We start from the raw sequence: 26,128 nt of genomic DNA, 5'->3' as shown, positions 1-26,128 counted from the left end.
ATCGGCGGCGTGTCTCAACCGGCAGCGTTGGCTGACCGCTCTCCGAGACTCGATGCTGCGCGACTGCCATGGCGTCACTCCTGCAAGGGACACGCGTGCGTTTGCAAGTGCGCATGGCGCGTCGAGGTAGTCATCGAGCGCGACACCGTCGGAGGCAAGGTTGTGAGTAGCTCATGAATGAGTGCGAGTGTCACATAGGATGACCCGGCGACGAGGGGGGTATCTGCATGACGCTCGACAGACCGGTCCATCCAGCTGGGACGGGGGACGCAACGATGGTTCCGGCCATCGCTCCTGTGTCCGCGCTGGCGTCTTACCCCCCCCCCCCCGACTTTGGGGGTAGGCCATGACCACCGTCCAGCGTCTTGCGACGCTCCCGCTGCTGGTCCTGGCGCTGGTCGCCGTGCTCCTCGTGCCGGTGCCGCCGCCGGCGGATGCGCAGTCTCTGACGACCACCTTGGTCAAGAACACGGGGCAGTCCGCCGGAATCTCTATTAGTATGAGCAGTACCCAGCCCAGGCTGGCCCAGCAGTTCACCACCGGCACCAACGAAGCGGGCTACACGCTGGGCTCCATCGGCATCAGTTTCAACCTCATCACCCACACCGGGTTTGTCGGCAGCCAGCTGACTGTCACGCTGAACGCGGACAGCGGTGGCAATCCCGGCGCCGCTCTGTGCACGCTGAGCGACCCGGGGACCTTCTCCGGCTCGGGCCTGCATACCTTCGTTGTGCCGGCGACATGCGCCACCCTTGCGGCGAGTACGGACTACTTCGTTGTCGCCGAACGGTCGAGCTTCATCGGCACCATCTCATGGCGCGCAGCCAGCACGGACAACGAAGATGCTGGCGGCGCGATGGGCTGGTCAATCGGGAATGACCGCCATTTCTATACCAGCGGTTCGTGGGGATCCTTTTCGCAATCGCACAAGATTGAGATCAAGGGCTCCGCGTTCGTGCCGCCCCCGCCGAAGCGGGTGACGGGCTTTGACCTGCACAGCAGCAACATTGCTCCCACCGGCATGTGGGGCAACGAAGACACCTTCTGGGTCGTCAACAACGGAGCCGCCCTCGGCAACAAGATCTACGCCTACAACCGCTCCGACGGCTCCCACGACAGCGCCAACGATTTCGAAAACGTGACCGGCGCCGGCAACCTCAGCCCCACCGGTATCTGCTCCGACGGCACGACCATGTTCGTCGGCGACAGCGACGATGACAAGCTCTACGCCTACAAGATGTCCGACACGACCGCCGACTCGACCAAGGACATCACCCTCAACTCGGCCAACACCGAGCCCAGGGGCATGTGGTGCGACGCGACGACCGTATACGTGGCCAACGATGACGCCACCAGCGCCAACAAGGTCTTCGCCTACAAGATTGCCGACGGCACCCACGACACCGCCAAGGACTTCGAGCAGCTCTACCTCTCAACCAACACCGCCGCCCAGAACGCCGAGACACCGCGCGGCATCTGGTCCAACGGCACCACCATGTTCGTGGCGGACAGCGACGACGACAATGTCTTCGCCTACAAGCACTCGGACGAGTCCCAGGACTCGGCCAAGAACCTCGCCCTGACCAGCGCCAACGACAACCCTAAGGGAATGTGGTTCGACGGCCGGGTGCTGTGGGTGGTCGACGACACCGACGACAAGATCTACGCCTACGACCTGCCCGACGCCCAGCCGGACAACACCCCCGCCGACGGTGCCCCGCAGATCAGCAGCCCGTTGTTCACCCAGGAGGTCTTCACGGCAACAGTGACGCCTGCGGAAGTGATCGTCGGTTCGTCATTCGAAGCAAGTGGATACGCCACGGCGGACGCAACTGCGAACCTTCTCGGTTTCGGATCCATCTCTGAGTCGCTGTTCACCGTGGATGGGGTCACCTACACCGTTCTCGCCGTATTCGACGATGAACGCGCCGTCAACTCCGGTGATCTGGTCATTGTGCTGGACAGGGAACTGCCACGCGGGTTCACGTTCAAAGTGAACGGTGTGTCTTTCTCCTCCGACGACGCCGCTGAGAGCGAACCGGGCGCAGGCCTCTATCAGTACCAGTGGGCCGCCAGCCTCCACTGGCCCGGCAACGTGACGGTGGTTTTGAACGTCGAGACGCCGAAGGAGGGCGAGGAGGTGACCGCCGACGTCTCCGGCATCACCGACTCCACCGACGGTGTCGCAAGCGCCTACTTCCAGTACCAGTGGATCCGGGTGGACGGAACCGACGAGGCCGACATCGACGGCGAGACCGGCGCTACATACACGCCGACCGCCGACGACGTGGACAAACACCTCAAGGTGCGGGTGGTCTTCGACGACGACGCGGGCTACCGGGAATACCCCCGCACCAGCCCCCAGCTCGGCCCCGTCGTCGGCCTGCCGCCGGAGATCACATCGGTTGCCATCACCTCGGACCCGGGCGCCGACAAGACCTACGCCATCGGCGACGACATAGTCGTGACGTTCACCTTCGACAAGAACATCACGCTTACCGACGCCAGCCCACATACACCGCACATCTTCCTCTACTTGGGAATTGGCTTTGCAGATGAGAAGGAACCGGAATGCGCGCTCGGCACGGCGCCGACGAAGGTCTTGGCCTGCACCCACACCGTCGATGAAGACGACGAGGACACCGACGGCATCGTGGTGTGCGGCGTCGCCGTACAGCACTTCGATCGGATCGTCGGTCCTTTCGGGCAGATAGTGGACGCCCATCATTCCGGAATCACCGCCGACTCGAACCACAAGGTCGACGGCGTGCGGCCGACGCTCACCGGGGCTAGGGCCTCTGCCGACAAGTCGAAGATCACCCTCACCTTCAGCAAGGCCATCGGCAGCGTCGACCGCACGAAGATCACCTTCCTGTCGGGCACGACGACGCTGACCACCACGGCGGACTCCACGAGCGACAACGAGGTCGAGATCACCCTCACCACGGCGCTCACCGCCACCGACACCAACGTGACCGTTGCGCTGGCCGCCGACGCGGTCACCGACGCGGTCGGCAACGGCAACGCCGTCCTGGCGGCCACTGCCATCGTCGACGAGACCGCGCCCACGCTGTCGGAGACGTCCACCCCGTCCAACACGGAGGTGCTGCTGACCTACAACGAGCCCCTGGATCCCGATTCGGTCCCGGCGGCGTCGGCATTCACCGTGTCGGGGGGGATCCGGACCGTTTCCGCGGCGGCGGCCAGCGGCACCTCGGGCATCGTGCTCACGCTCAGCCCGGCCTTCCGCCCCGGCGACTCGCTGACGGTCAGCTACGCGGTGCCGGCAATGAATCCCATCCAGGACATCGCCAGCAACGACGCCGCGGCCCTGGCCGGCCAGGCCGTCGTCAACACCCTCGCGCCCACCGCTCCGGAGGCGGTGGCGTCTTTGACCGCCTCGAACACTTCGACATTCGGCGAGGTGGATCTCCAGTGGAGCGGCGGCACCTGGGCCAACGGCAGCGCCATAACCAGCCACGAGGTGCGCTACTACGCGCCCGTATTTTCGGCGACGCTCGCGGTCAAGGAGCTGCCCTCCTCCAACCTGGGATGCGACTCCTTGCTAGCCAATCAGGGATGCACGCCGGCCGATCTTCTGACCGACAACACTTTCTCCTATGACTCGGTGGACTACACGATCACCGCACTAGACCTCAATGGCGGCAACCTGCAACTGCATACCGACCAGAGCGGCTTCACCGCGGCGGCGCTCGCCGACCTGGTGCTTCAGGTGGGCGACGCCTCGTTCCCGTTCGCGGACACATCCGGCTCGGCGGGCGCACTCTCCTGGACCAGCACCGGCCTGAGCTGGAGCGAGGACGATGCGGTCCCGCTGGCGATCAGCGATTCCTCCTCCCCGTGGACGGCGGTGGCGGACAGCGCCCCGGGTGAGGCCAACGAGACCAGCCACACGCTGGAGGGCCTCGATCCGGGCGAGGAGTACACGTTCGAGGTCCGCGCCGTGAACGACATCGGCGGCGGCGGTGAGGCCAGTGACACGCTGACGCTGCTCGCGCCGGTGTGGGGATTCACGCTGCGCGACGGCGGCGGCGACGTGACCGAGCTGACCGAGGGCGGCGATTCGGCGACCGCGAGGGTGACCATCACCAACGCCGGCCAGGCCACGTTCGGCACCGACCAGGAGATCGCCTTGGAGTGGAACGGCCGCACGCTGGTGGGCGGCCGGATCCAGGGCGCGGGCAACACCTCGACCATCACCATCGTGGCCGGAGCGTCGACCGGCCACCTCGACACCAGAGCGCCCAACAACGAGGCGAACCCGGTCTATTTCCCCGACGAGCCCGCTGACCTCACCGCCACGTGGGAGGACGCCGTCATCGGGACCATCATGGACCTCCGCCGCATCGAGGACGAGAGCCCGCCCGCGGCGCGGATCACCGACGCCCCGCCGTCGGTGAACGAGGGCGACACGATCGACATCGACATCGAGCTCTCCGTCCGCTACCCGGAACTCACAGCGGTCAAGTTCACCATCACCGACAGCGACAGCGCCCTCAGCGGGACGCTGCCCACCCAAGTAGTTCTGGCCCCGAGCGACCTGGACAACACCGTCACGCTGACCGCGGCCGAGAACACCACCCAGAACGACGGCGCCCGCACAGTGACCTTCACCCTCGAGACGAACCCGGATTTCCCCTACACCCTCGGCACCCCCAAGACGGTGACGATCATCGTGCGCGACGACGACACGCCGCCGCTGGCGCCGCGCAACCTGGCCGCCCGGGCGGGCAACACCGAGGCCACTTTGGTCTGGGACACGCCGACGGCCACGCCCGACCACGGTCAGCCCATAACGCACTACGAGTACCGGGTGAAGGCAGGGACGGGCTCGTTCAGCTCGTGGGCGACGCTTCCGGGCAGCGACGGCACCACCACCAGCCACAAGTTCAAGGGCCTGACGAACGAGACGGAGTACACCTACGAGCTGCGAGCCGAGAACGTCGCGGGCGACGGGGCCGAGGCCCAGGTGATGGTCACCCCCATCGTCGGCGTAGCGGTCTCGTTCGGCTCGGCGTCGGCATCGATCACCGAGGGCGGCTCGGCCACCGTCACGCTGACGCTGGCCACGGCGCCGGCGGCGGGAACGACGGTGACGGTGCCGATCACCGCGACGCGGGGCACGGGTCTCGGCGCGACGGAGTATTCCGGCGTGCCCGCGAGCGTGACGTTCGCCGCGGGCGACACCTCGAAGAGCTTCACGGTGACGGCGGCAAACGACACGCTGGACGAACCGGACGAAGATCTCACGCTGGGGCTGGGGACGCTGCCGGATGGCTACGTGGCGGGGACGAACTCCGAGGTCGCCATCACGGTGGTGGACAACGACGTGGCGCTGTTGGCGTTCACCCTTCGCGATTCGGGGCACAACGCCGTCACGCAGCTCGTCGAGGGCGGCGCCTCGGCGACGGCGACGGTGTGGATCACCAACATCGTGCGGTTCGAGACCGACCAGACGGTAACCCTCGAGTGGGGCGGCCAGGAGATCACCAGCGGGCCCCTCATCCAAGGCGCGAGCGGGAGCGCGACCATCACCATCACCGCCGGGCAATCGAACGGCACGCTCGCCGTCAGCGCCCCGCAGCGCCCGGGCGACCTGTATCACCCGCCGGAGACCGAGACACTGACCGCCACGCACGGCGGGGCCCAGATCGTCGGTGGCATCGAGCTCAAATACGTCGACGACGAGGACCCACCCGTATTCACCATCAGTCTGAGGGACACCAGGGTCGTCGAGAACAGCTCAGTGTTCCTGGACGGAACGCTCTCGCGGGGATACGACATCTCGGGGCTTGTCCCGCTGTATGCCTTGGCCACGGGGGCAACGCCCAGGCTCCCCATACTCGCGCTGAACGCCCAAGACGGACAGCCGGCGGCACCCCTCAATTTCTCAGGAGGACAGACCACGAGCCTCTCGAGCACCATGACGCCCACAGGCAACTCGGCGGCGGGGGACCACGCCACAGTCACCTTCACCATCCCGTCGAACCCGGACTACTACACCATCGGCACTCCGTCGACGGCGACGCTGCTGATCCTGGACGACGATGCCGCGCCGGGCGCTCCCCGGAACCTCACCGCAAGGCCGGGGGACACCGAGGCGACGCTGCGCTGGGACCACCCGGCGACCTACGACCAGATCTGGGTCAGCGACTACCAGTACCGCCAACGCGCCGGGACCGGCCCCTGGACGAGCTGGGCCGCGATCGGGGGCAGCGACGGCGAGACCACCGGCCACCCGTTCACGGGCCTCACCAATGACACCGAGTACACCTTCGAGATCCGGGCGCGCAACAGCAACCACAACGGTGCCGCGGCCCAGGTACAGGTCACGCCGAGGGAAGGGATAGCGGTGTCGTTCGCCGCGGGGTCGGCGTCGGTCAACGAAGGCGGCTCGGCGACGGTGACCCTGACGCTGGCCGTGACGCCCGCAGCGGGCACGACGGTCACCGCGCCGATCACGGCCACGCCCGGCGCCGGGCTCAGCGCCACCGAGTACTCCGGCGTGCCGGCGAGCGTCACGTTCAACGCGGGCGATACCTCGAAGAGCTTCACGGTGACGACGGTGGACAACACCGACGACGAGCCGCACCGCACCTTGACGCTGGGCCTGGGGACGCTGCCGGAGGGCTACGTGGCGGGGACGCACCACGAGTTCGTGCTGACGCTGCTGGACGACGACGTGCCGGTGGTCTCGGCGACGTTCGACCCGGCGTCGGCGTCGGTGCCCGAGGGCGCCCAGGTGAGCGTCACGGTGCGGCTGAGCCAGGCGCCCGAGCGCGAGGTGGCGCTGACGCTGTCGGCGGCGCGGGGCGCGAACCTGGACGCGGACGAGTTCTCGGGCGTGCCCCCCAGCGTGACCTTCGCGGCCGACGCCACGGAGGCGGCCTTCACGGTGACGTTCGGCGACGACGCCGCGGTGGAGGGCAACGAGACCCTGACGCTCGGCTTCGTGACGCCGCTGCCGGGGCGGTTGACGACGGGCGCGAACCCGCAGCTCGTGCTGACGGTGACCGACGACGACGGCCCGGCACAGGCGCCGGGGAGCTTGGCGGTGATCACCGGCCACGGCTACGCCGAGTTGTCGTGGGAGCTGGTTGTCAACGACAGCCCGGTGCTGCGCTACGAGGTGCGCTGGCGGGAGACCGACGGCGGGACGTTCAACGCCTGGCAGTCGGTGGGACTGGAGACGAGCTACCGGGTGGAGGGGCTGACCAACGGCGCGGCCCACACCTTCGAAGTGCAGGCGGTGAACGCCCACGGTTCGGCAAACGTGGCGTCGGTGGCGGGGACGCCGACCGAGCGGGTGACCGGGGTCCCGACAGCGCCGCAAGTGCTACAGGTCGAGGCGACCGACAGCGGCCGGGCGGAACTCAGCTGGGCCAGGCCCGCCAACGCGAGCAACTATGACTACAACACCCCAGCGCTGCAACATCTGGTGCTCCAGCTCTCTGCCCTGCGGGGCTACAGCATCGAGGTGTGCCGGACAGCCTGCGACGACGAGGCGAACTGGTATGAGATGGCCTCGACGAGGGGAATCTTCAGCACAAGATATGTGCATCAGGTGCTGGCGCCGGGCGTGATCCGGGAGAACCGCTACCGGGTGCGGGCCATCAACATCAACGGCGTTCCGGGCCCGTGGTCGAACGTGGCAACGCTCGATGCGACCGAGGTGGAGGGTCTGCGGGCGGTGGCGCCGGACTCGGGGACGCTGCGGGTTTGGTTCCAATTGCGCAACCCGGACGGCAACCCGATCTACGTGCGCTACGGGCCGAACGACAATTCTGGGTCGACAACGTACGGCGATCCGCTGCGCCCGACGGCGAAGGGCGAGGTCCGCTTCGAGCTGACCGACAACGTGCAGGCGTCGACGTTCTACCGGGTGGACCTGGACTGGGTGAACACCTTCGACTCCGGCCGGGGGCAGTCGTACTGGCTGTGGACGCCGCGGGCGGGGGAGACGCCGCTGCAGAGTCCCTACGCGGTGGACGCCCAGGTTTACGAGGGCGGCGCCTGGCGCGATGCCTCGACCACGGCGCTGACCGTCCGGATGGGGGAGGTGGGCAAGTACCGGGTGCGGCTCAAGCCCTGCACCCGCATCTACACCGTGATCCCACGGCGCATCGAGTCGCCGGCGGGACGGCTGCGGGCGAGCCCGGCACAGACCGGCCCGACGCTGTTCTCGAACCTGCGGTGCGAGAAGGAGGGCATCGGCTACAGGACCGACGAGAACGGCAACTACCTCACCATGAGCGACGTCTACGACATGACCAACTTCCCGGACCGGGCGAACGACCGCATCCCGATCTACGGGGGGAGCCCGAACGACTGGTACGAGGTGACGGTGACGGCGCGTGCGCTCGAGGACTACGCGGCGGACGTGCGGCCCGACGCGCTGCTGAGCGCGCCGTTTGCGGTGGTGTACAACCACGAGGTCTGGTACGGCTCGGACGATACGCGGTCGGGGCCGGTCTCGGATGGCTCGGGCCTGGTGCGGATCCTGGTGGACCGGCCCGCCGATGCGACGCTTCCGGTGCCGACCGGTGTCACGATCGGGTCGGAAAACCGCGTCATGAGCTGGGATGCGGTGCCCGGCGCGTGGGGCTACCTGGTGGAGTGGCGCTATGGCCCGCAGTACAGCGACCGGGCGAACCAGGACTGGAGCCCGCAGGAGGCGACCAGCGTGACGCTGCCCCTGGGGGCGTCGCGGCGCGGTCCGATCACGGCGCGAGTGCGGACCTACAGCGACAGCGGGGTGAGCGGCTGGATCGAGCGGACCTGGAACAGCCGCACGCCGACGCTGAACGTGCTCGACACGGCGGTGAGCGAGGCTGACGGATCGGTCGGGTTCCTGGTCACGCTGGACCCGGCGGCGACCGGGACGGTGACGGTGCAATACACGACCGTGGACGCCACGGCGGTGGCGCCGGCGGACTACACGACCACAAGCGGGACGCTCACGTTTGCGCCAGGCGAGACGAGCAAGCAGACGGCGCTGGTGCCGATCGTGAACGACGGCGAGGAGGACAGCGGCGAGACGTTCCGTCTGGTGCTGAGCAACCCGACGGGGAGCGATGCGAACAACGGGGCGGCGGTGCTGGGCGACGCGGAGGCGGTTGCGACGATCGGCGCATCGGACACGGGCACCGGGGATACGGCGAGTGGGTCGACCCCGGTCCGTGCGGACGACGGCGGCGGAGCTGCCGGCGGCGGCTCTGGCGGCGGCTCTGGCGGCGGCGGTGGTGGTGTTTTCGATGTCGGTGTTGCGACGTTTGTGGTGGCGAATGGGTGGAGTGCTGCTGATGTGGGTGTGGCGTCGGTGTTGGCGGCTCGTACTGAGGGCGCGGTGGTGGTCTATACCGCGGGCGGTGAGCTGTCCTCCGAGACCAGGGTGCTGCTGATGAAGGCGCTGCCCGCTGAGGTGGTGATCGTGGGCGGCACTTCGGCGGTGTCGCGTGATGTGCGCACCCAGATCCGTGCTGCGTCGCCCGATTCGGGCATCTCGCGGGAGTCGGGGGTGGATCGTGCTGCTACCGCGGCGGGCACGGCGCGGCGCATTCTGGGCGCTCCGGGCGATGCGGGTCGGGTCACGCTGATTGTGGCCAACGGCTGGTCGCCGCCTGACATCGGCGCCGCGGCGGCGTTGGCTGCGCGCAGCGGCCGTGCCGCGGTGCTGTACACCGAGGCCGCCACGCTGTCTGAGGCGTCCGCGGCGTTGCTGCGCGACTACGAGGTGGCGCGGGTGATCCTGGTGGGGGGGCACCGCCGCGATCGGCCCTGACGTGGCCGACGCGGTCGCTGACGCGGCAGACGGAGCCAGCATTTCGCGGCTCACCGGCGGGGACCGCATCGACACTGCCGCACAAGCAGCACGCCGCGTGCTGGGCAACCCCGCCGCGGCGCCTGACGGCGTCACCTTGGTGATCGCGAACGGCTGGTCCGCGCCCGACGTGGGCGTCGCCGCCGCACTGGCGGCGGCGACCGACAATGCCGTGGTCGCCTACACCGCACAGGACGGGTTGCCCGAGGCGACAGCAGCGCTGATACGCGACTACCGGCCGACCCAGGTGCTCATCGTGGGCGGCCGCGCAGCAGTCGCCGACAACGTGCGCACCACCATCACCCAAACAGCACCCGACAGCGCCGACATCCGACGCATCACCGGCCAGACCCGCACCGACACCGCCGCACGAGCAGCCCGACGCATCCTCGCCAACCTCTGACTCTCGACTCAGCAGCGAAGGCACCTGCTCAGATCTGCAGGCTGCGAATCGGTATTGCGTGGGTGTGAGCCGCGTCGATGAGCGGTTCGTTCTCGTTGGCCTGCGCGTAGCAGATCTCCGCATCCAGAAAGCGAGCAGCCGTCAGTGCTTCGAGTGAGAGCAGGTTGAGGCGGGCCCCGTCTCGTACGAGTTCGCCCATCGGCCAGCCGATCGCGCGAAGCGACACCAGCTCGATTGATGCCGGCAGCTCGAGGACAGCGGCAATGACCTCGGCTGCGACTTCGGGCGACACACCTCCGAGCCGGCGAGACATCGAGCCGACGACTGCTTGATCGGCGAGTGCACGGCAGAGACGGTGGTACCACAGCCCCGTCGTGGCGACGCCGCCGCCTCGGGGCCGCAACTCGCGTGGCTCCTCGCCGAGCAGCATCCTCAACAGGATGTGGTCGTCCACGAGGACGCCATTGCTCATGGGAGATGCGGGCTCATGGAAGATGCGGGCTCATGGAAGATGCGGGCTCATGGAAGATGCGGGCTCATGCGAGATCAGGCTCGCTGGCAGCGACGCGGCGCGCGAGCGACTGGTAGCCACCGGCCTCCTCGAGAGCCTCGCCGAGCATTGACCGCAGTCCGCCCCGGCCGGCCGGCACCACCACCACCGCAGCGCCGAGATCGGCGATCTCGACTGCTCCTCCCGCAGCGATTCCCCACCGGCGGCGTGTTTCAGCCGGTAGTGCCATCTGACCTCGTTCCGAAACCCGATAGTGCGCAACAGCCATGGCGTCAATCTACAAGGCACACAGACATAATTACAAGGTTGCATGGTCAAGCTGTTTCGTGCCGTGTGCCGGCCGCGTGTGCCGGTTCCGAGAAGTTCATTTGGCGAGTGTGATGCGCATGATCGCCGGGAGCGCAATTGTTTTCTGGGAGCGTCATTCCCGCCGTTCTCAGACACGGGCGCGCGGAGGGCAGAGCGCGCTGTTGGGCGAGCTTGGGGTTGCGATGTGCCCATCGATGGCGCACGCAGCGGCCACATACATTCGCTGGTCAAGCATTGGAGCCCTCCCAGCGGAAGGATGTTCGTGAGAGAGCTGACCCTCGACGACATCGACGACCTCGCGCTGGGAGCGACGCTGCTGGGCACCGGCGGCGGGGGCGATCCTTACGTCGGCAAGCTGCTCGTCAAACAGGCGATCGCAGATCACGGACCCGCCCGGGTGGTGACTGTCGACGAATTGCCCGATGACGGACGGGTGCTGACCACCGCCATCATCGGCGCCCCCACCGTCATCCTGGAGAAGATCCCGGCGGGCACCGAGTTCCGCTCAGGGATCCGGGCACTCGCTGCGTACCTCGGCGAAGACCCCGTCGCCTTGATGCCGATAGAAGTCGGCGGCGTCAACACGCTGGTTCCGATCGCTACAGCGGTCGAGATGGGACTGCCCGTCGTTGACGCCGACGGGATGCGCAGAGCCTTTCCGCAGATCGAGATGACGGTCTTCACGCTGCACGGCCTGCTGGCAGCTCCCATGTCCATCGCGGACGAGAAGGGCAACATGTGCGTGTTCGAGGCGAACACGAACCAGATAGCGGAGTCGTTGGCACGTGCCGCCGTCATTCAGCTCGGGCTTGCTGACGCAATCAGCTGCTACCCGATGACGGTGGCAGACGTACGGCGAGCCGGAATCCATGGCTCCATGAGCTACTGCACCGAGGTCGGCAAGCGCCTCGCCCAGGTGAAGCTCGGAACAGACGGAGCCTGGGACGAACTCCTCGACTACACCGATGCAGCGCCCGTGTTCAGCGGCAAGGTCATCGACATCGATCGGCGCACCACCGAGGGTTTCGCACGGGGCACGGTCGTGCTGGAGCACCTCGACGATCCCAGCCGAACTCTGCGCGTCGAGATCCAGAACGAGAACCTCATTGCCTTCGAAGACGGCGCCGCCGTGGTCACGGTGCCGGACCTGTTGTGCCTGCTCGACTACGAGTCGGCCGATCCCATCACTACCGAAGGCCTGGCGTACGGACAGCGCCTCAACGTCCTCGCGATGCCGTGTGCGCCCGAATGGCACCGCGACGGGATGCTGGAACTCGTCGGGCCGAGAGCCTTCGGATACGACATCGACTACGTCGATTTCCGGGAGCGAGTGCGATGAAGGACTTGCGGCTCGGCGTGGATGTCGGGGGCACCAACACCGACGCGGTCGTGGTTGACGGAGCGGGCCGCATCGTCGCCGAGACAAAGACCGCGACGACTCCGGAACCCATCGACGGCATCGTCGCCGCAATGACGGCCGTCATCGATCAGCTCGACGCCGCCGCGCATCTCGGCAAGGCGATGCTGGGCACGACGCACCCCACGAACGCAATCATCCGGCGCCGCGATCTTGATCGCGTCGGTGTGCTCCGTCTCGCCGCGCCCTCCTCTCTGGGCGTGCGACCGAGCGCCAACTGGCCTGAAGACCTGCGCGACATCGTGATCGGACGCAGCGAGATCACTGAGGGCGGATTCGAGTACGACGGCTCGCCCATCGCTGCGCTGGACGAAGACGCGATCCGGCGGTTTGCAAGCTCCTGCGCAGGCGATGTGTCCGCAATCGCCGTCTCGTGCGCTTTCAGCCCTGCCTGCACCGATCACGAACTCCGGGCGGCGGAGCTCATCGCGGAGGAGTGCGGGGATGACATGCCCGTGTCCCTCAGTCACACGGTCGGGTCACTGGGACTGCTGGAACGTGAGAACGCCACGATTCTCAACGCCTCGTTGCTCACCGTGGCACGACGGGTCGTGAATGGTTTTCGGGACACCCTCATGGGGCTCGGACTCGACGTCGAGAGCTTCTTGACTCAGAACGACGGAACGTTGATGACCGTCGAGGAAGCCGACAGGTACCCGGTGCTCACGGTGGGTTCGGGGCCGACAAATTCGATGCGTGGAGCATGCGCGCTGGCCGGTCTGTCCGATGCTCTCGTGATCGATGTCGGCGGGACGTCCACAGACATCGGCATTCTCATCAACGGCTTTCCCCGAGAGTCCACAGCAGCGGTCGAAGTCGGCGGCGTTCGCACCAACTTTCGCATGCCTGACCTGATCTCGGTCGGGCTCGGGGGCGGCACCATCGTGCGCCAGGGCGTCGATGGCGTCGCGGTCGGACCCGACTCGGTGGGGTACCGCGTCATCAGCGACGCACTGTGCATGGGCGGGACGACGCTGACGCTGTCCGATGTGTCACTGGCAGTAGGCCGTCTCACCGGATTCGGCGATCCGGCACTCCTGAATGGCGTGGAGGACTCGGTCTGCGAGGCCGCCATCGCCTGGGTTGACGAGAGAGTCCAGGTGCTGTGCGAGCGCATGAAGGCGTCCAGCACGGCGCTGCCCCTGATGGCGGTCGGCGGCGGAGCCCACCTGGTTCCGGCGCAGCTTGCAGGGATCAGCGAGGTCGTCTGGCCGCCGCATCACTCTGTGGCGAATGCGTTCGGAGCGGCGATCGCCGAGGCTGCCGGGTCGATCGACAAGGTTTACAGCTATGACGCGTCAAGCCGTGAGGACTGCCTGCGCAGCGCCACCGAAGAAGCGACGGACGCAGCGATTCGCGCCGGCGCCAACGCATCCGATGTGCGCATCACGAGCGTCGTGGAGATTCCGATGACCTACGTGCCGGGCGGAGGCTGCAGGGTCATCGTCAAGGCGGTCGGGCCGCTCGCAGCGTGAGCTTGGGCGAGATTCGCGTCGCCGATTCGCACAACGACTTGCTGCTTGCCGTCCTGCATCAGCGAGAGCGCGGCCATGCTGACCCCTTCGGGGACTACTGGCTACCCGAATTGCGTGGCGGCGGGGTCGACCTGCAGTTCCTCCCGATCTTCACCGAGAACCAGCACGTGGGTGAGGGTGCCCTGCGGCGTGCGTTGCTCCTGTTGGAAGAGGCGCGGCATCTCGCCGACGTTCACGCCGCCGACGTCGCGATCGTGGAAACCCGAGACGAACTTGAGCAGGCACTGGCGTCGAATCGGATAGCGCTGCTGCTGGCCATCGAAGGCTCGGAACCGCTGGGCGCCGACCTCGCGTTCCTCGCGACCTTCTACCGGCTGGGTGTTCGCTGCATGTCGCTGACGTGGAATCGTCGCACGATGATGGCCGACGGCGTCGGCGAGGCGGCAACCGGTGCGGGACTGACAGCGCTCGGCATCGACGCCGTGGCGGAAATGGAGCGACTGGGAATGGTGGTCGACGTCAGCCACTTGTCGGCGGCCGGTGTGAGGCATGTCGCCGACATCGCCATCCGTCCATTCGTTGCGACCCATTCGTCTTGCCACGCCCTGTGCCCTCACCCTCGCAACGTCACCGACGCCCAGATGCATCAGATCGCAGCCTCCGGCGGCATCATCGGCATCAACGCCTTCGGCGGCTTCCTCGCTCATGAGTCGCCGACTGTGGTCGATTACCTGTCCCACATCTCTCATGCCATCGGCGTCGTCGGGGACTCGGCCGTGGGTCTGGGACCGGACTTCCTCGACGACCTGCTGCACACGATCGACCCGATTCTGGGCGCCGGACTGGTCGACCCCGATTGCCTGCCGTTGTTGGACGGAATGCGGTCGCCATCTGATCTCGGGCCCCTGGTGGAAATCCTGTCCGCCAATCTCGGTCCTGTAGTCGCTGGGCGCGTCGCCGGAGGCAATTGGATCGATTTCGTCCTGAACAGCCTGCCGTCACACCAAGCGCCCGAAGTCGCGGAGAATAGAACCGCCGAGGCTGCCTGCGTGTAGGAGCCGGTGTGTTGCATTCCAACTCGCGAGCTCGACCACTGACCCTGCGGCAACTGCTCGCCGCGGGTGTGTTCGGCGATTGTCGCGTCGTCTCGGGCGGCCGAGGCCTCGACCGTGTCGTCACTGACGTGGCGGTGGTTGAGCGCTGCGACATGGACACGCCTATGTCGGCCGGACTCCTGATCGCCCTGAACGCGAGCTCGCTGGCGCCGAATTCCTACGCGTTGGACATCGCCCTGCGTGCGGTGCGCGATGGCGATGGTGTCGGACTCGTGGCGCTCAACGCCGTGACATCGCCTGGGCTCGCCACGCGCCGGCTAGCGGACCGTTTCGAAACCGTGCTCATCGAGGCCGCTGCGCCCGACGTGCTCGCCATGGCCGCCGCCGCACGCGAATTGCTACTGCAGCCCACCGTGCACCAAGCGGCGATGGTGTCCAGGCTGCTGAGCGGCCTGATCGATGTGGACACGGTGCCCGACACCCTCGCCCTTGTAGCGGACGTGATCGGCCGCCCCTGTTCGCTGGTCGAGGCCACCGGTGCGATCGTTGCGGGTCCGGACATGTTCGTCGAGACCGGGGCGCTACGGCACCGACCCTTCAGTTCGCCCCGCGTGGGCGGTAGCGGAACCCCGGGCATGACCTGTCCCGTCATCGTGGTCCCCGGAGAACCTGCTCGGTTCTGGCTTGTCTGCGTGCTCGACGAAGCCGACGAAGCGATCATGGGCACGGGTCTCGACATGCTCGGCGTGGCCTCATGGGCGGTCGGAGCCCACCTCGTGCGGGATCGCCTTGTCATGGAGCGCGACGCCCGCCACCGGTTGGCGCTGCTCAACGAAGTCGTGGGTGGCGGGGAACTGCCCGACGAGACCGTTCTGGCGCAGATGGCCACAGCCGGATGGTCGGCTGCGGGATGGGTGACCGCCTTCCACGTCGAGGTCTCCGGCGGTGTCGATGCCGCCTGGGTGCTGGTCAACACCGACACCTTTGGCGAGCTGCTGCGCTCGTGCGGAGTCGACGGTCCGCTCATCGAACGAACCGACGGCTGGTCGAGCTGGGTGAGTTCCCGCGCTGAACCGCCGGTCGAGGACTATCGAGGAATGGCACGGCGGCTGCGCGAAGCCATCGGGCAGCTCGTCGCCGGCATGGCAGATGTCATGGTGCACGCCGGTGTCGGGCGACCGTCGACGGGTCTGCCTGGTCTGCGGGCGAGCCTCACCGATGCCCGCCAGGCAGCCACTTTGGCAGGTGCTGGCGGACGGCGTGTCGCTGTCAGGCACATCGACGAGCTCGGCATCCAGCGGATCATGCTCGGCTGGTACGGCTCGGCCGACTTCGGGCGCGTGGTGGATGCGTTCTTGTCCCCGCTGGAGGCAACGGATGTCGACGAGACCCTCCTGCGCACCTTGGAGGTGTATCTCGACTGCCAGTCATCGGCGACCAAAGCGGCCGGCATGCTCGGCGTCCACCGCAACACGGTGATGAAGCGGATCGACCGCATTTCCGAAGCCCTGCACGTCAACTTGAACGACCCGGACCAGCGGCTGGCGCTGCAGCTCGTCATGCGCAAGCACCGACTCGATCGATCCCAGCAGTAGTGGCCCCGGTGAACCGACGGTTTGACGTCGTCATCGTGGGTGGAGGCATTGCCGGCGTTTCTGCGGCCTTCGAACTCGCAGGGCGCGGTCACGAGGTTGCCGTCGTCGAACGCGAATCGACGCTGACGGCGCACAGCACCGGACGCTCCGCTGCTCAATTCCTGGCCTCCTACGGCGAGGCCACCAACCGGCTGCTGAGTGCAGCGTCACGGTCCTTCCTTGACTCCAACGCCAATGGCCTCGCGGACAGCGACGTCCTGTTGCCGCGCAATGTGCTGTGGGTAGCTCCCACCGGGCACGAGGACCACCTCGTCGAGCGCCTGGAAGCCAACGTGACGACGTCGACCGCTTGCGAGGCGCTCGACATCCAACAGGCAACCGAGATCTGCGGTGCCCTCGACCCGGAGTGGCTGGCCGGGGCCGTCCTCGAGTTCGGAGGCTTCGACATCGACGTTGCGGGGCTCCATCAGGCGTACGTGCGAGGCGCCCGAGACCGTGGGGCCGCCATCCTGCGCCAGCACGGCGTGCGCGGTCTCGCCGGGGGCGACGATGGCTGGCAGGTGGAGACGGACGACGGAGTGCTCAGCTGCACAGTCGTCGTGAATGCAGCTGGCGCGTGGGCTGACGAAGTAGCTGCTCTGGCGGGCGTGCCTGCGCTCGGCATGCGGCCCCTGCGCAGGACGGTCTTCACGTTCGCGACGAGCTACGAGTGCACCGAATGGCCGCTCGTCATCTCGGCCGACGAGACCTTCTACTTCAAGCCCGAAGGCCCGGCCCAGTTGCTGGGGTCGCCAGCCGATGAACACCTCGACCGACCCTGCGATGCCCGGCCGCGCGAGATTGACGTGGCCACCGGCATCGAGGCCATCAACCAGGCGACGTTGCTGGCCGTGCGCTCGGTCCGTTCGACGTGGGCCGGGCTGCGGACGTTTGCGCCCGACCGCATCCCGGTCGTCGGGTTCGACGCTGCCGTTGCAGGATTCTTCTGGTGCGCTGGCCAGGGCGGCACCGGAATCCAGACCGCTCCAGCCATCGCACGGCTGACGGCCGATCTCATCGGCGACGAGACTCCCGACGAGGCCCTGGTCAAGCTCTTGCCCCAGCTGAGCCCGGAGCGGTTCGCCAACACGGGGTAGCAAGAACTTGTGTGCACGAACTGCACCGCAAGACCCTGCAATCACAGCGATCTGCCCATTGAGGGCTAATGAGCGCGTCCTTACGGTCGCCCCAATAGGCCTGAACACCCAGGCCCAAGGGGGATCCGATGAAGGCACGCCACTTGATGAAACTGCTCGGCGCCGTGCTCGCGTTCACGCTCTTGGCTGCAGCGTGCGCAGACAGCGACGACGACAGCAAGACGACGCAAGAAACTGCCGCAACTGCGCAGACCGTCGCTGCGTCTTCTGACGCCGGAGATTCCGGCGACGATGAGCCCGAGGGCGCCACCGACGACGGCCAAGCAGCCGCCGAGCCGGACGACGAAGGCACCGCGGACACTGTTGCGCCCGAAGAGCCTGCGGAGGACGAGCCTGCTCCCGAGCCACGCCGGATCGCGTACCTCTCCGCGAGTTCGGCCAACACGTTCCTGCTGGCGTCCGTCGGCGAGATGCAGCGTCTCGCGGATGAGAACAACATCGAAATTGTCGAGTTCGATGCGCAGTTCAACGCTGAGCTCCAGACCACCCAGCTCCAGGACGTCATCGCCAGCGGTCAATACGATGGCATCATCCTGGTAGCGCTTAACGGGCCGGGTCTCGTGCCCGACGTGGAGGCGGCGCTGGCGGGCGGGATGCAGGTCGTGCTGTTCAACCAGATCGTCGGTGCCGACCTCTCCACCAACGAACCCCAAGTGGACGGCATTGCAGCCTCGGTGCTCGCGCCCCCGGTCGTGACCGGTGAGCGGGCCGGACGGCTCACCATCGGGGCATGTGAAGGGCTAGACCCGTGCCGGGTCGTTTACTTCTTCGGCATCCGGGGCATTCCGCTGGACGTTGCGCTCCGGCAAGGATTCGACAGTGTCGTCGTTGACCATCCGAGCATCCAGGTGGTGGCCGAAGGCGAAGGCCAGTACCTCGGGCCGGAGCGAGGGATCAATGCGATCCAGGACATCCTTCAAGTGCAGCCCGAATTCGATGTCGTCGTCGGCGCCGACCAGTCGCTGCAAGGCGTCGAATTGGTGCTCACTGAAGAGGGGATGCTCGGTGACGTCGCCCTCATCGGCCTCGGCGGCTCCTCGCCGGCAGTTGAAGGCGTGAGAGATGGACGCTGGTTCGCGACGGTGTTCTATGCGCCCGCGAGCGAAGGCCGCCTCGCCATGGAAGCGATGATCGCTGCATTGGCCGACGGCACCATCACTGGCGGCGTGGACCCGAACGCAGGCTTCCTCGATGAGGGCCTGGTCACCTCGGCCAACGTCGACCAGTTCACCGCGGAGTGGGATGGGTGATCTCCCGGGCGATTCCCGGACCCGTCCACGTTGAGCTGAAGGACGTCTCCAAGCGGTTCGGATCGACGCAGGCGGTGGACGGCGCAAACCTCGCCGTCCACCGCGGCTCGATCCACGCCCTCGTCGGCGAGAACGGCGCAGGCAAGTCGACGGTCGGCAAGATCATCTCTGGGCTGTATGCCGCCGACAGCGGCTCGCTCAACGTGGATGGCCGGGCAGTTCGGTTCCGATCGCCGCGGCATGCCTTCGACGCCGGCATCACCACCATTGCCCAGGAGCTGGCGCTCGTCCCGGATCGAACCGTCGTGGACAACGTGTTCCTCGGCGTCGAGGCGACGAGGTGGGGATGCGTGCGTCGCTCAGTGTCGTTGAGACGGTTTCGGGAGTTGGCCGACCGCACCGGCATCCTCCTCGATCCCGCGGCGAGGGTCGGCGAGCTCAGCGTGGCTGACCAGCAGCGAACGGAGATCTTGCGTGCCGTAGCCCGTCGCACCGAATTGGTGGTGATGGATGAGCCGTCGGCCCGCCTCTCGACCGTCGAGCGCAGCCAGCTTCACCGGCTGGTGCGCTCGCTGCGCGACCAGGGCATCACCGTGTTGTTCATCTCGCACTTCCTCGACGAAGTGCTCGAACTCGCCGATGCAGTGACGATCATGCGCGATGGGCGAGTGGTGCGGACCTCGACACCGTCGTCGGAGACGGCTGACTCTTTGGTCGAAGCCATGATCGGTCGCGAGCTCGACGCCAGCTTCCCGCCGAAGCCGCCGCTTCCCGACGAGCAAGGAACCCCGGCCCTGTGTGTGAGGGGACTGCGGTGCTCGGGCTCGTCGCAGAGCACAGCAAGGCTCGATCTCGATGTAGCCGCTGGCGAGATCGTCGGGATCGCAGGGCTGGTCGGCTCGGGCCGAACGGAGCTTCTCAGAGCCGTCTATGGAGCAGATCCCCTCGCCAGCGGCGACGTCTCGGTCGACGGACGTGGTCTTCGACCAGCACGGCCCGATCGAGCGATTCGGGCAGGCGTGGGTCTCATTCCGGAATCCCGCAAGGACCACGGCCTGCTGATGGAGAGAAGCGTCCGGGAGAACGTGAGCCTGCCGCACCTGCGCCGGTTTGCCCCGGCGGGGGTCGTCAATCTCAGCGCCGAACGTCGACTTGTCCGGGCCGCAAACTCCGGCGCCGGCGTGCGCGATGGCGGTATGGAGTCCCCGGTCCGTCTTCTGTCGGGCGGGAACCAGCAGAAGAGCCTCTTCGCTCGCTGGCTGGTGCCGGGGCTCAGGGTGCTGATCGCTGATGAACCGACGCGAGGTGTCGACGTCGGCTCCAAGCGCGCCATCTACGACCTCATCGCCACGGCTGCCTCAGAGGGTCTTGCTGTGCTCGTGGTCTCCTCCGAGTTGGAGGAATTGGTGGGTCTGTGCCATCACATCCTCGTGATGCGCGACGGCCAGTTCGTCGCCGAGTTCACGCATCCAGACCTCGATGAGACCGAGTTGCTGCGTCATGCCTTCGGCGAAGCAACGTCGAACGGAATGAGTTAGTGGCCGAATCGACAGCCCCGTTGGCACCGGCTCCCAGTGCCGGGCGCTATCTCGGCGTGCTGGGTCGATTCGGCATCGTCTGGGTGACGCTCGCGCTGTTCGTCGTGCTGGCGGCGACGACCGATGGGTTCCTGACCGGACCGAATCTTCGCAACGTGCTGGACCAGCAAGCCACGCTGCTGATCGCGGCGTCGGTCGCGACGCTCACGATGATCGCCGGCGGGTTCGACGTGTCCATTGCCGCTGTGGCAGTGGTGTCGCCGCTGGTCGCACTGCGAGTGGAGAACGCCACGGGCTCGGTCCTGATAGCGCTCCTCGCCGGATGCGCGTTCGGTCTCGTGGTGGGTCTCGCCAATGGCTCGATCGTGGCGTTCGCCAGGATCAACTCGTTCATCACGACGCTCGCCACGTCATTCATCGTGTTCGGCCTGGGCTACATCGTGAGCGAGCGCAGCATTCTGCGGCCGGTCACCGAGAGCTTCCGGAGCATTGCGCGGACGCGCGTGCTGAACCTGACGACCGCGACTTGGATCTCGCTAGCGGTGGTTGCTGTGGCGTGGTTCGCCCTCGCAGGCACCCGTTTCGGCCGTCATGTGTACGCCACTGGCGGCAATGCCGAGGCTGCACGGCTTGCCGGCGTCCGGACGCGGCACATTGTCGTGTCGGTGTTCGCTTTGTCCGGACTCGCTGCTGGGCTGGCGGGTGTCGTTGCGGCCTCGAGAACCATCAGCGCGACGCCATCGGACGATTTCAGCTTCGTCTTCGGCGTGATCGCCGCCATTGTCGTCGGTGGCACCTCGATCGCAGGCGGCACCGGTGCCGTGTGGCGGACCCTGCTCGGCGCGTTCTTCATCGCTTTCATGGTCAATGGCTTCAACCTGCACCAAGTCGACCCGATCTGGCAGCGAGTCATCCAAGGCGTCGTGATTCTCGTCGCGGTGTCTGCCGACGCCTGGTCCCGATGGCGCCGAACCTGAAGACGGAATTCTTGACTCAATCGAAAGGACTTGCCATGAAGATCCACATCATCGTTCCCATCACCTCCGATTCGTTCAACGAACTCATCGCCCAAGAGGCACGTAGCTTCTTGGGGCCGGACATCGAGATCGAGGTTTCGTGTCTGACAAGCGGCCCGGCCTCGATCGAGTCGTTCTACGACGAGGCCTTGGCCGGCCCGGGAATCGTCTCGGAGACGATGCGAGCAGCTGCGACGGGAGCAGACGCCGTCTTCATCACGTGCTTCGGCGATCCTGCTGTTTCTGCGGCGCGAGAGCTTGTGGATATCCCGGTCGTCGGCGGATTCGAGCCTGCCGTTGCGACGGCGCTCAACCTGGGGGAGCGGTTCTCAGTGGTCACCGTTCTGAAGAACGTCGTGCCGATGATTTCGGGGCTCGCGACGCGCATGGGCATCGGGGATCGAATGGCGTCCGTTGAAGTGATCGACACGCCGGTGCTCGAACTGCATGACGGCGATGCGCTGCTCGACAGCCTCACGGCGGCGTCACATCGCGCTCTCGATCGCGGTGCCGATGTGCTGGTGCTTGGCTGCACCGGGATGCTGGACGTTGCGGCTGCGCTGCAGTCTCGCCTTGAGTCAGAACGAGTGAGGGTGCCCGTCGTCGATCCGACTGGTGCGTCGCTTGGGCTCCTGCTCACGTTCCAGTCCATGGGGCTGAAGCCGAGCCGGCGCACCTACATGCCGCCGCCCGACAAGGAACGAACCGGCGCCGCGGGCGCATAGCCGGCAGGCAAGCTGTGCGAGACCTCGGATCATCGGTCCGTCAGCCGAGAGCGACGAGGGGATCGGTGTAAGGGACACCAATGGCGGCGGCCACGCGCGGCTTGGTGATTCGACCCTTGTACACGTTGAGGCCGTCCCGAAGGTGCGGATCGGTACGCAGGACGTCGAGCCCTTGATCAGCGATGGACAGCACCCGCGGCAGCGTGGCATCACTGAGCGCGCGTGTGGCGGTCAGCGGAACCGCGCCCGGCATGTTGGCCACGCAGTAGTGGACGACCCGATCGTGGATGAACGTCGGCTCGGCGTGGGTGGTCGGCCGCGAGGTCTCAATGCAACCGCCCTGATCGATGGCTACATCCACCACAACCGAACCGGCACGCATCTTGCGGATCATCTCGACTGTCACGAGGCTGGGGGCACGGGCTCCGGTCACCAGCACAGCGCCGATGACCAGGTCGGCGCCGATCACTTCCGAATCCAGCGCCGCACGCGTCGACATGACCGTCACTACCCCAGTACCGAAGCGCTGGTCAAGTTGGCCGAGCACCTCAGAGTCGATGTCGAGCACCCGCACATCGGCGCCCATGCCAATGGCGATTTGTGCAGCGTTCTCGCCGACTACCCCGCCACCGATGATCACCACCCGTGCCGGTGGCACGCCAGGCACACCGCCGATGAGGATTCCCGCACCTCCGTGCACCTTCTCCAGCGCCCATGCGCCTGCCTGCACGGCCAAGCGGCCAGCCACCCGCGACATCGGCGCGAGCAGAGGTAGACCGCCACGCGGGTCGCTGACGGTTTCATAGGCGATGCATGCGGCGCCCGATGCCAGAAGATCCGCTGCCTGCTCTGGATCGGGAGCGAGATGCAGGTACGCGAACAGGATCTGATCGGGACGGAGAAGCTTCCGTTCTGAGGGCTGTGGCTCCTTCACCTTGACCATTAGCTCAGCGGTCCTCCACACATCTGGAGCTGCGGGGGCGATCTCCGCCCCCGCAGCTTCATAGTCGGAATCCGCGGATCCAATGCGGGTACCCGCCCCGGACTCGACGATCACTCGATGACGGTGACGCACCAGCTCGCCCACGGCATCGGGCGTCAGCCCGACTCGTTGTTCGCCGGACTTCGTTTCTCGAGGCAACCCAACGATCACGTGATCACCTCCATGATCTGCACAGCGAAAGAAGATTCGGGAGCACCGGTCGGGAGTCCGCCCAGGTCACCCGGTTGTGCGCGCCCGTCGAGCCCAGGCGTCAAGACCGACTGCCACCAGGATGACGACGCCTTGTATGACCCGCTGCCAGATCGGGTCGATCTGGTGGATGTTGAAGCCATTGACCATGAAAGCGATGAACAACGCCCCGAGCACCGTTCGCCACACGGCACCCTCACCGCCGGCGATGGATGTTCCCCCTACGACGATGGCGGCAATGACGGCGAAGACGAAGCTGAAGTCGTCCGACGGCAGCGCACTGCCGGACCGGGCTGCATTGAGTGTGCCCGCGAGCCCTGCTGCGGCACCCGACATGACGAATGTCGCGGAAGTGATGAGCCGTGTATTGACGCCGGAAAGCAACGCTGCTTCGGCATTCCCGCCGGTCGCGTAGACGTAGCGGCCGAACTTGGTCCGGCTGAGCACGAGCCACGCCAATCCGACTACGGCGATGCTGAACCACGTGGCAGCGGTGAGACCGAATATGCGCTCGCGTGCCAAGTCCGACCACGCTCGAGTCTCGGGACGCAATATGGAGCGGTCGCTGATCAGGAACCCGGCGCCGAACCATATGAACGATGTGGCGAGCGTCGCGATGAACGAGCCGATTCGGGCGTAGGCCACCACCACGGCGTTGAACACGCCGGCCCCTACGCCGAAACCCACGCCTGCCAAGACGCCGAGCAAGATGGAGTCGGACGCGTTCAGCGCTTGGATAGCGACGATGGCGGAAGTGACGAAGACTGCCGCCTGGGAGATGTCGAAGCCGCCGCCGATGATGGTCAGGGTGGCGAAGGAGGCCGCTATCAGGATCAGTGACTGCTGGTCGAGGACATTGCGGAGGTTCGCGCCCCGCAGGAATCCGTCCGTCGTCACTCCCAGGATCCCGAACAGAGCGATGGTCACCCACAGGATTCCGTAGCGAGTGAGCAGCACGCGCGCCCGCCGGGTCCCGGCATCGAACATCGATACGGCCGCGAGTCTGGATGCAGGAACGTCTGTCATCGGATCTCTCCGGCGGTAGTCGCGAAGGCGGCTCCGAGGATGCGGGTCTCGTCGAGTTCATCTTCTGCAAGTTCCAGCACGATTTGCTGATCTCGCACGACCAGGACACGGTGTGCAAGCCCCATCACCTCGTCGAGCTCGGAGGAGACGAACAGCACCGCCAAGCCCGCCGACGCGGCGTCGGTGATCAGGTCATAGATGGCTCGCTTCGCACCGACGTCGACGCCCCGGGTCGGTTCGTCTGCGATGAGCACTGACCTCGAGTTGAGGAACCAGCGAGCGAACAGGCTCTTTTGCTGGTTGCCTCCCGACAGTTCCATCACGGCCTGTTCGATCGACGACGACCGGATGTCCACCACCTCGGTCGCTTTGGTGACGGCTTGGTTCTCGGGCTGTCGTCGCATCCAGCCCAGTCGGCTCAGAACGTCGAGATGGGGCAGCGCCACGTTGTCTCGGATCGACCGTCCGAGCAGCAAACCTTGATCCTTGCGTGACTCGGGAATCAATCCCATACCGGCGCGTATGGAGCTGCGTGTCGATCGGCGCTTGACGGGTCTTCCGCACGTGGTGACCTCGCCTTCGGCGCGGCGATCCGCGCCGTAGATGGCCCGGGCGATCTCCGATCTTCCCGAACCCACCAGACCGGCAAGACCGACAATCTCCCCGGCCCGCACAGTCAAGTCGATCTCCGGCCCTGTTCCGCCGCATCGAAGCCCACGTACATCAAGCACGATCGGTGCATCGGGTGGCGGAACTGACTTGGGCGGAAAGCTGGTGTCGAGTGTCCTGCCGATCATCGCTTCGACAAGCGTCAGTTCTGTTTCCTCCCTCGCAGGCCTGCTGCTGACGAGTGCGCCGTCGCGCAGCACCGACACCACGTCAGCTGCCTCAAGAACTTGGTCGAGGAAGTGCGATACGAGTATCACCGTCGTGCCCTCTCGCGAAAGGCGGGCGACTATCGAAAGCAACGTCTGGGCCTCGTCAGTGGACAGCCGAGCAGTTGGCTCGTCCATGATGATCAGGTTCGCATTGCGCCCCAGAGCACGAAGGATCTCGACTTTCTGCTGGTCTGCCACTGCGAGATTCATGACGAGTGCGTCAAGCGGGACGTCAAATCCGACTCGCTCGATGATCGAATCGAAGCGTCGCCGTTGCTCACGCGTTCGCACGAAGCCGGCTCGGGACGGCTCGCCGCCGAGGAAGACATTCTCCCGGACGCTGCGTGCGGGTACCAGCGACAACTCCTGGGCCACCATCGTGATGCCCTGTGCCAAGGCGTCGCGGGGAGAGCGGAATATCACACGCTGCCCGTCGACCAGGATGTTTCCTTCGTCGGGGCGGTGAACGCCGGCGATGATGTTGCCGACGGTGGACTTGCCCGCGCCGTTCTCGCCCACCAGAGCATGGACTGACCCGCGGTCGATCGAGAGCGACACGCCGTCGACTGCTGTCGTCGCCCCGAACAGCTTCGACACGCCGCGTAGCTCGACGTGTGCCTCTGGCATCTTGCCGTGACTTGATGGAGGCCGGACCGTCGAGTGCGACCCGCGCGGGCGGGATCGGGCGGGATGCGCGCGCT

General features: G+C 66.5%; 16 protein-coding genes. 11 read left to right on the top strand and 5 right to left on the bottom strand.

The annotated features are described in order from the left end of the window. The first annotated feature begins 346 nt into the window (after nucleotides 1-346). Complete coding sequence (locus tag ACOQPH_RS13950; protein WP_420621973.1) at nucleotides 347-9,802, top strand: Calx-beta domain-containing protein; 9,456 nt, start codon at nucleotides 347-349, stop codon at nucleotides 9,800-9,802. 1 nt (nucleotide 9,803) lies between these two features. Beyond that, nucleotides 9,804-10,244, top strand: coding sequence for a cell wall-binding repeat-containing protein (locus tag ACOQPH_RS13945; protein WP_420621972.1), 441 nt, complete (start codon nucleotides 9,804-9,806; stop codon nucleotides 10,242-10,244). Nucleotides 10,245-10,272: 28 nt separating this feature from the next. Here ACOQPH_RS13945 and ACOQPH_RS13940 read toward each other — a convergent pair whose 3' ends face one another. Continuing rightward, nucleotides 10,273-10,716, bottom strand: coding sequence for a hypothetical protein (locus tag ACOQPH_RS13940; RefSeq protein WP_420621971.1), 444 nt, complete (start codon nucleotides 10,714-10,716; stop codon nucleotides 10,273-10,275). A gap of 64 nt (nucleotides 10,717-10,780) precedes the next feature. Further along, the gene (locus ACOQPH_RS13935; protein WP_419554638.1) at nucleotides 10,781-11,023 is read right to left on the bottom strand and encodes an AbrB/MazE/SpoVT family DNA-binding domain-containing protein; all 243 of its coding nucleotides are present in this window, start codon (nucleotides 11,021-11,023) and stop codon (nucleotides 10,781-10,783) included. Between the two features lie 303 nt (nucleotides 11,024-11,326). On the opposite strand from ACOQPH_RS13935, the gene ACOQPH_RS13930 reads away from it, so the two are divergent. The 9 genes from ACOQPH_RS13930 to ACOQPH_RS13890 all read left to right on the top strand — a co-directional run bounded on the left by ACOQPH_RS13930 (nucleotide 11,327) and on the right by ACOQPH_RS13890 (nucleotide 22,331). Continuing rightward, complete coding sequence (locus ACOQPH_RS13930; protein WP_420621970.1) at nucleotides 11,327-12,403, top strand: DUF917 domain-containing protein; 1,077 nt, start codon at nucleotides 11,327-11,329, stop codon at nucleotides 12,401-12,403. Then, the gene (locus ACOQPH_RS13925; RefSeq protein WP_420621969.1) at nucleotides 12,400-13,956 is read left to right on the top strand and encodes a hydantoinase/oxoprolinase N-terminal domain-containing protein; all 1,557 of its coding nucleotides are present in this window, start codon (nucleotides 12,400-12,402) and stop codon (nucleotides 13,954-13,956) included. Before ACOQPH_RS13930 ends, ACOQPH_RS13925 begins: the two co-directional genes overlap by 4 nt. Next, nucleotides 13,953-15,011, top strand: coding sequence for a dipeptidase (locus tag ACOQPH_RS13920; protein ID WP_420621968.1), 1,059 nt, complete (start codon nucleotides 13,953-13,955; stop codon nucleotides 15,009-15,011). Before ACOQPH_RS13925 ends, ACOQPH_RS13920 begins: the two co-directional genes overlap by 4 nt. A gap of 8 nt (nucleotides 15,012-15,019) precedes the next feature. Further along, the gene (locus ACOQPH_RS13915) at nucleotides 15,020-16,606 is read left to right on the top strand and encodes a helix-turn-helix domain-containing protein (RefSeq protein WP_420621967.1); all 1,587 of its coding nucleotides are present in this window, start codon (nucleotides 15,020-15,022) and stop codon (nucleotides 16,604-16,606) included. Between the two features lie 8 nt (nucleotides 16,607-16,614). Further along, complete coding sequence (locus tag ACOQPH_RS13910) at nucleotides 16,615-17,742, top strand: NAD(P)/FAD-dependent oxidoreductase (protein ID WP_420621966.1); 1,128 nt, start codon at nucleotides 16,615-16,617, stop codon at nucleotides 17,740-17,742. A gap of 128 nt (nucleotides 17,743-17,870) precedes the next feature. Next, the gene (locus ACOQPH_RS13905; protein ID WP_420621965.1) at nucleotides 17,871-19,052 is read left to right on the top strand and encodes a sugar ABC transporter substrate-binding protein; all 1,182 of its coding nucleotides are present in this window, start codon (nucleotides 17,871-17,873) and stop codon (nucleotides 19,050-19,052) included. Next, nucleotides 19,049-20,590, top strand: a complete 1,542-nt coding sequence (locus ACOQPH_RS13900) for a sugar ABC transporter ATP-binding protein (RefSeq protein ID WP_420621964.1) — start codon at nucleotides 19,049-19,051, stop codon at nucleotides 20,588-20,590. Before ACOQPH_RS13905 ends, ACOQPH_RS13900 begins: the two co-directional genes overlap by 4 nt. Continuing rightward, entirely contained in the window at nucleotides 20,590-21,567 is a 978-nt protein-coding gene (locus tag ACOQPH_RS13895; protein ID WP_420621963.1) for an ABC transporter permease, read from the top strand. The genes ACOQPH_RS13900 and ACOQPH_RS13895 overlap by 1 nt, the downstream gene beginning before the upstream one ends. A 35-nt stretch (nucleotides 21,568-21,602) precedes the next feature. Continuing rightward, nucleotides 21,603-22,331: an aspartate/glutamate racemase family protein gene (locus ACOQPH_RS13890; RefSeq protein ID WP_420621962.1), complete on the top strand. Its 729-nt coding sequence runs from the start codon at nucleotides 21,603-21,605 to the stop codon at nucleotides 22,329-22,331. Nucleotides 22,332-22,371: 40 nt separating this feature from the next. Here the strand turns inward: ACOQPH_RS13890 and ald are convergent, their stop codons facing one another. The 3 genes from ald to ACOQPH_RS13875 form a co-directional block, all read right to left on the bottom strand. Beyond that, a complete protein-coding gene (ald, locus tag ACOQPH_RS13885) occupies nucleotides 22,372-23,484 on the bottom strand; it encodes an alanine dehydrogenase (protein ID WP_420621961.1) in 1,113 nt (370 codons plus the stop codon). Nucleotides 23,485-23,550: 66 nt separating this feature from the next. Continuing rightward, on the bottom strand, nucleotides 23,551-24,549 hold the full coding sequence (locus ACOQPH_RS13880; RefSeq protein WP_420621960.1) for an ABC transporter permease: 999 nt from the start codon (nucleotides 24,547-24,549) through the stop codon (nucleotides 23,551-23,553). After that, nucleotides 24,546-26,054: a sugar ABC transporter ATP-binding protein gene (locus tag ACOQPH_RS13875; RefSeq protein WP_420621959.1), complete on the bottom strand. Its 1,509-nt coding sequence runs from the start codon at nucleotides 26,052-26,054 to the stop codon at nucleotides 24,546-24,548. The genes ACOQPH_RS13880 and ACOQPH_RS13875 overlap by 4 nt, the downstream gene beginning before the upstream one ends. Nucleotides 26,055-26,128 lie beyond the last annotated feature (74 nt).

Source organism: Candidatus Poriferisodalis sp. (assembly GCF_965221945.1).
GTDB lineage: Bacteria > Actinomycetota > Acidimicrobiia > Acidimicrobiales > Poriferisodalaceae > Poriferisodalis.
Note: the sequence above shows the minus strand (reverse complement) of the source record. Positions and strands in the feature narration are given on the sequence as shown.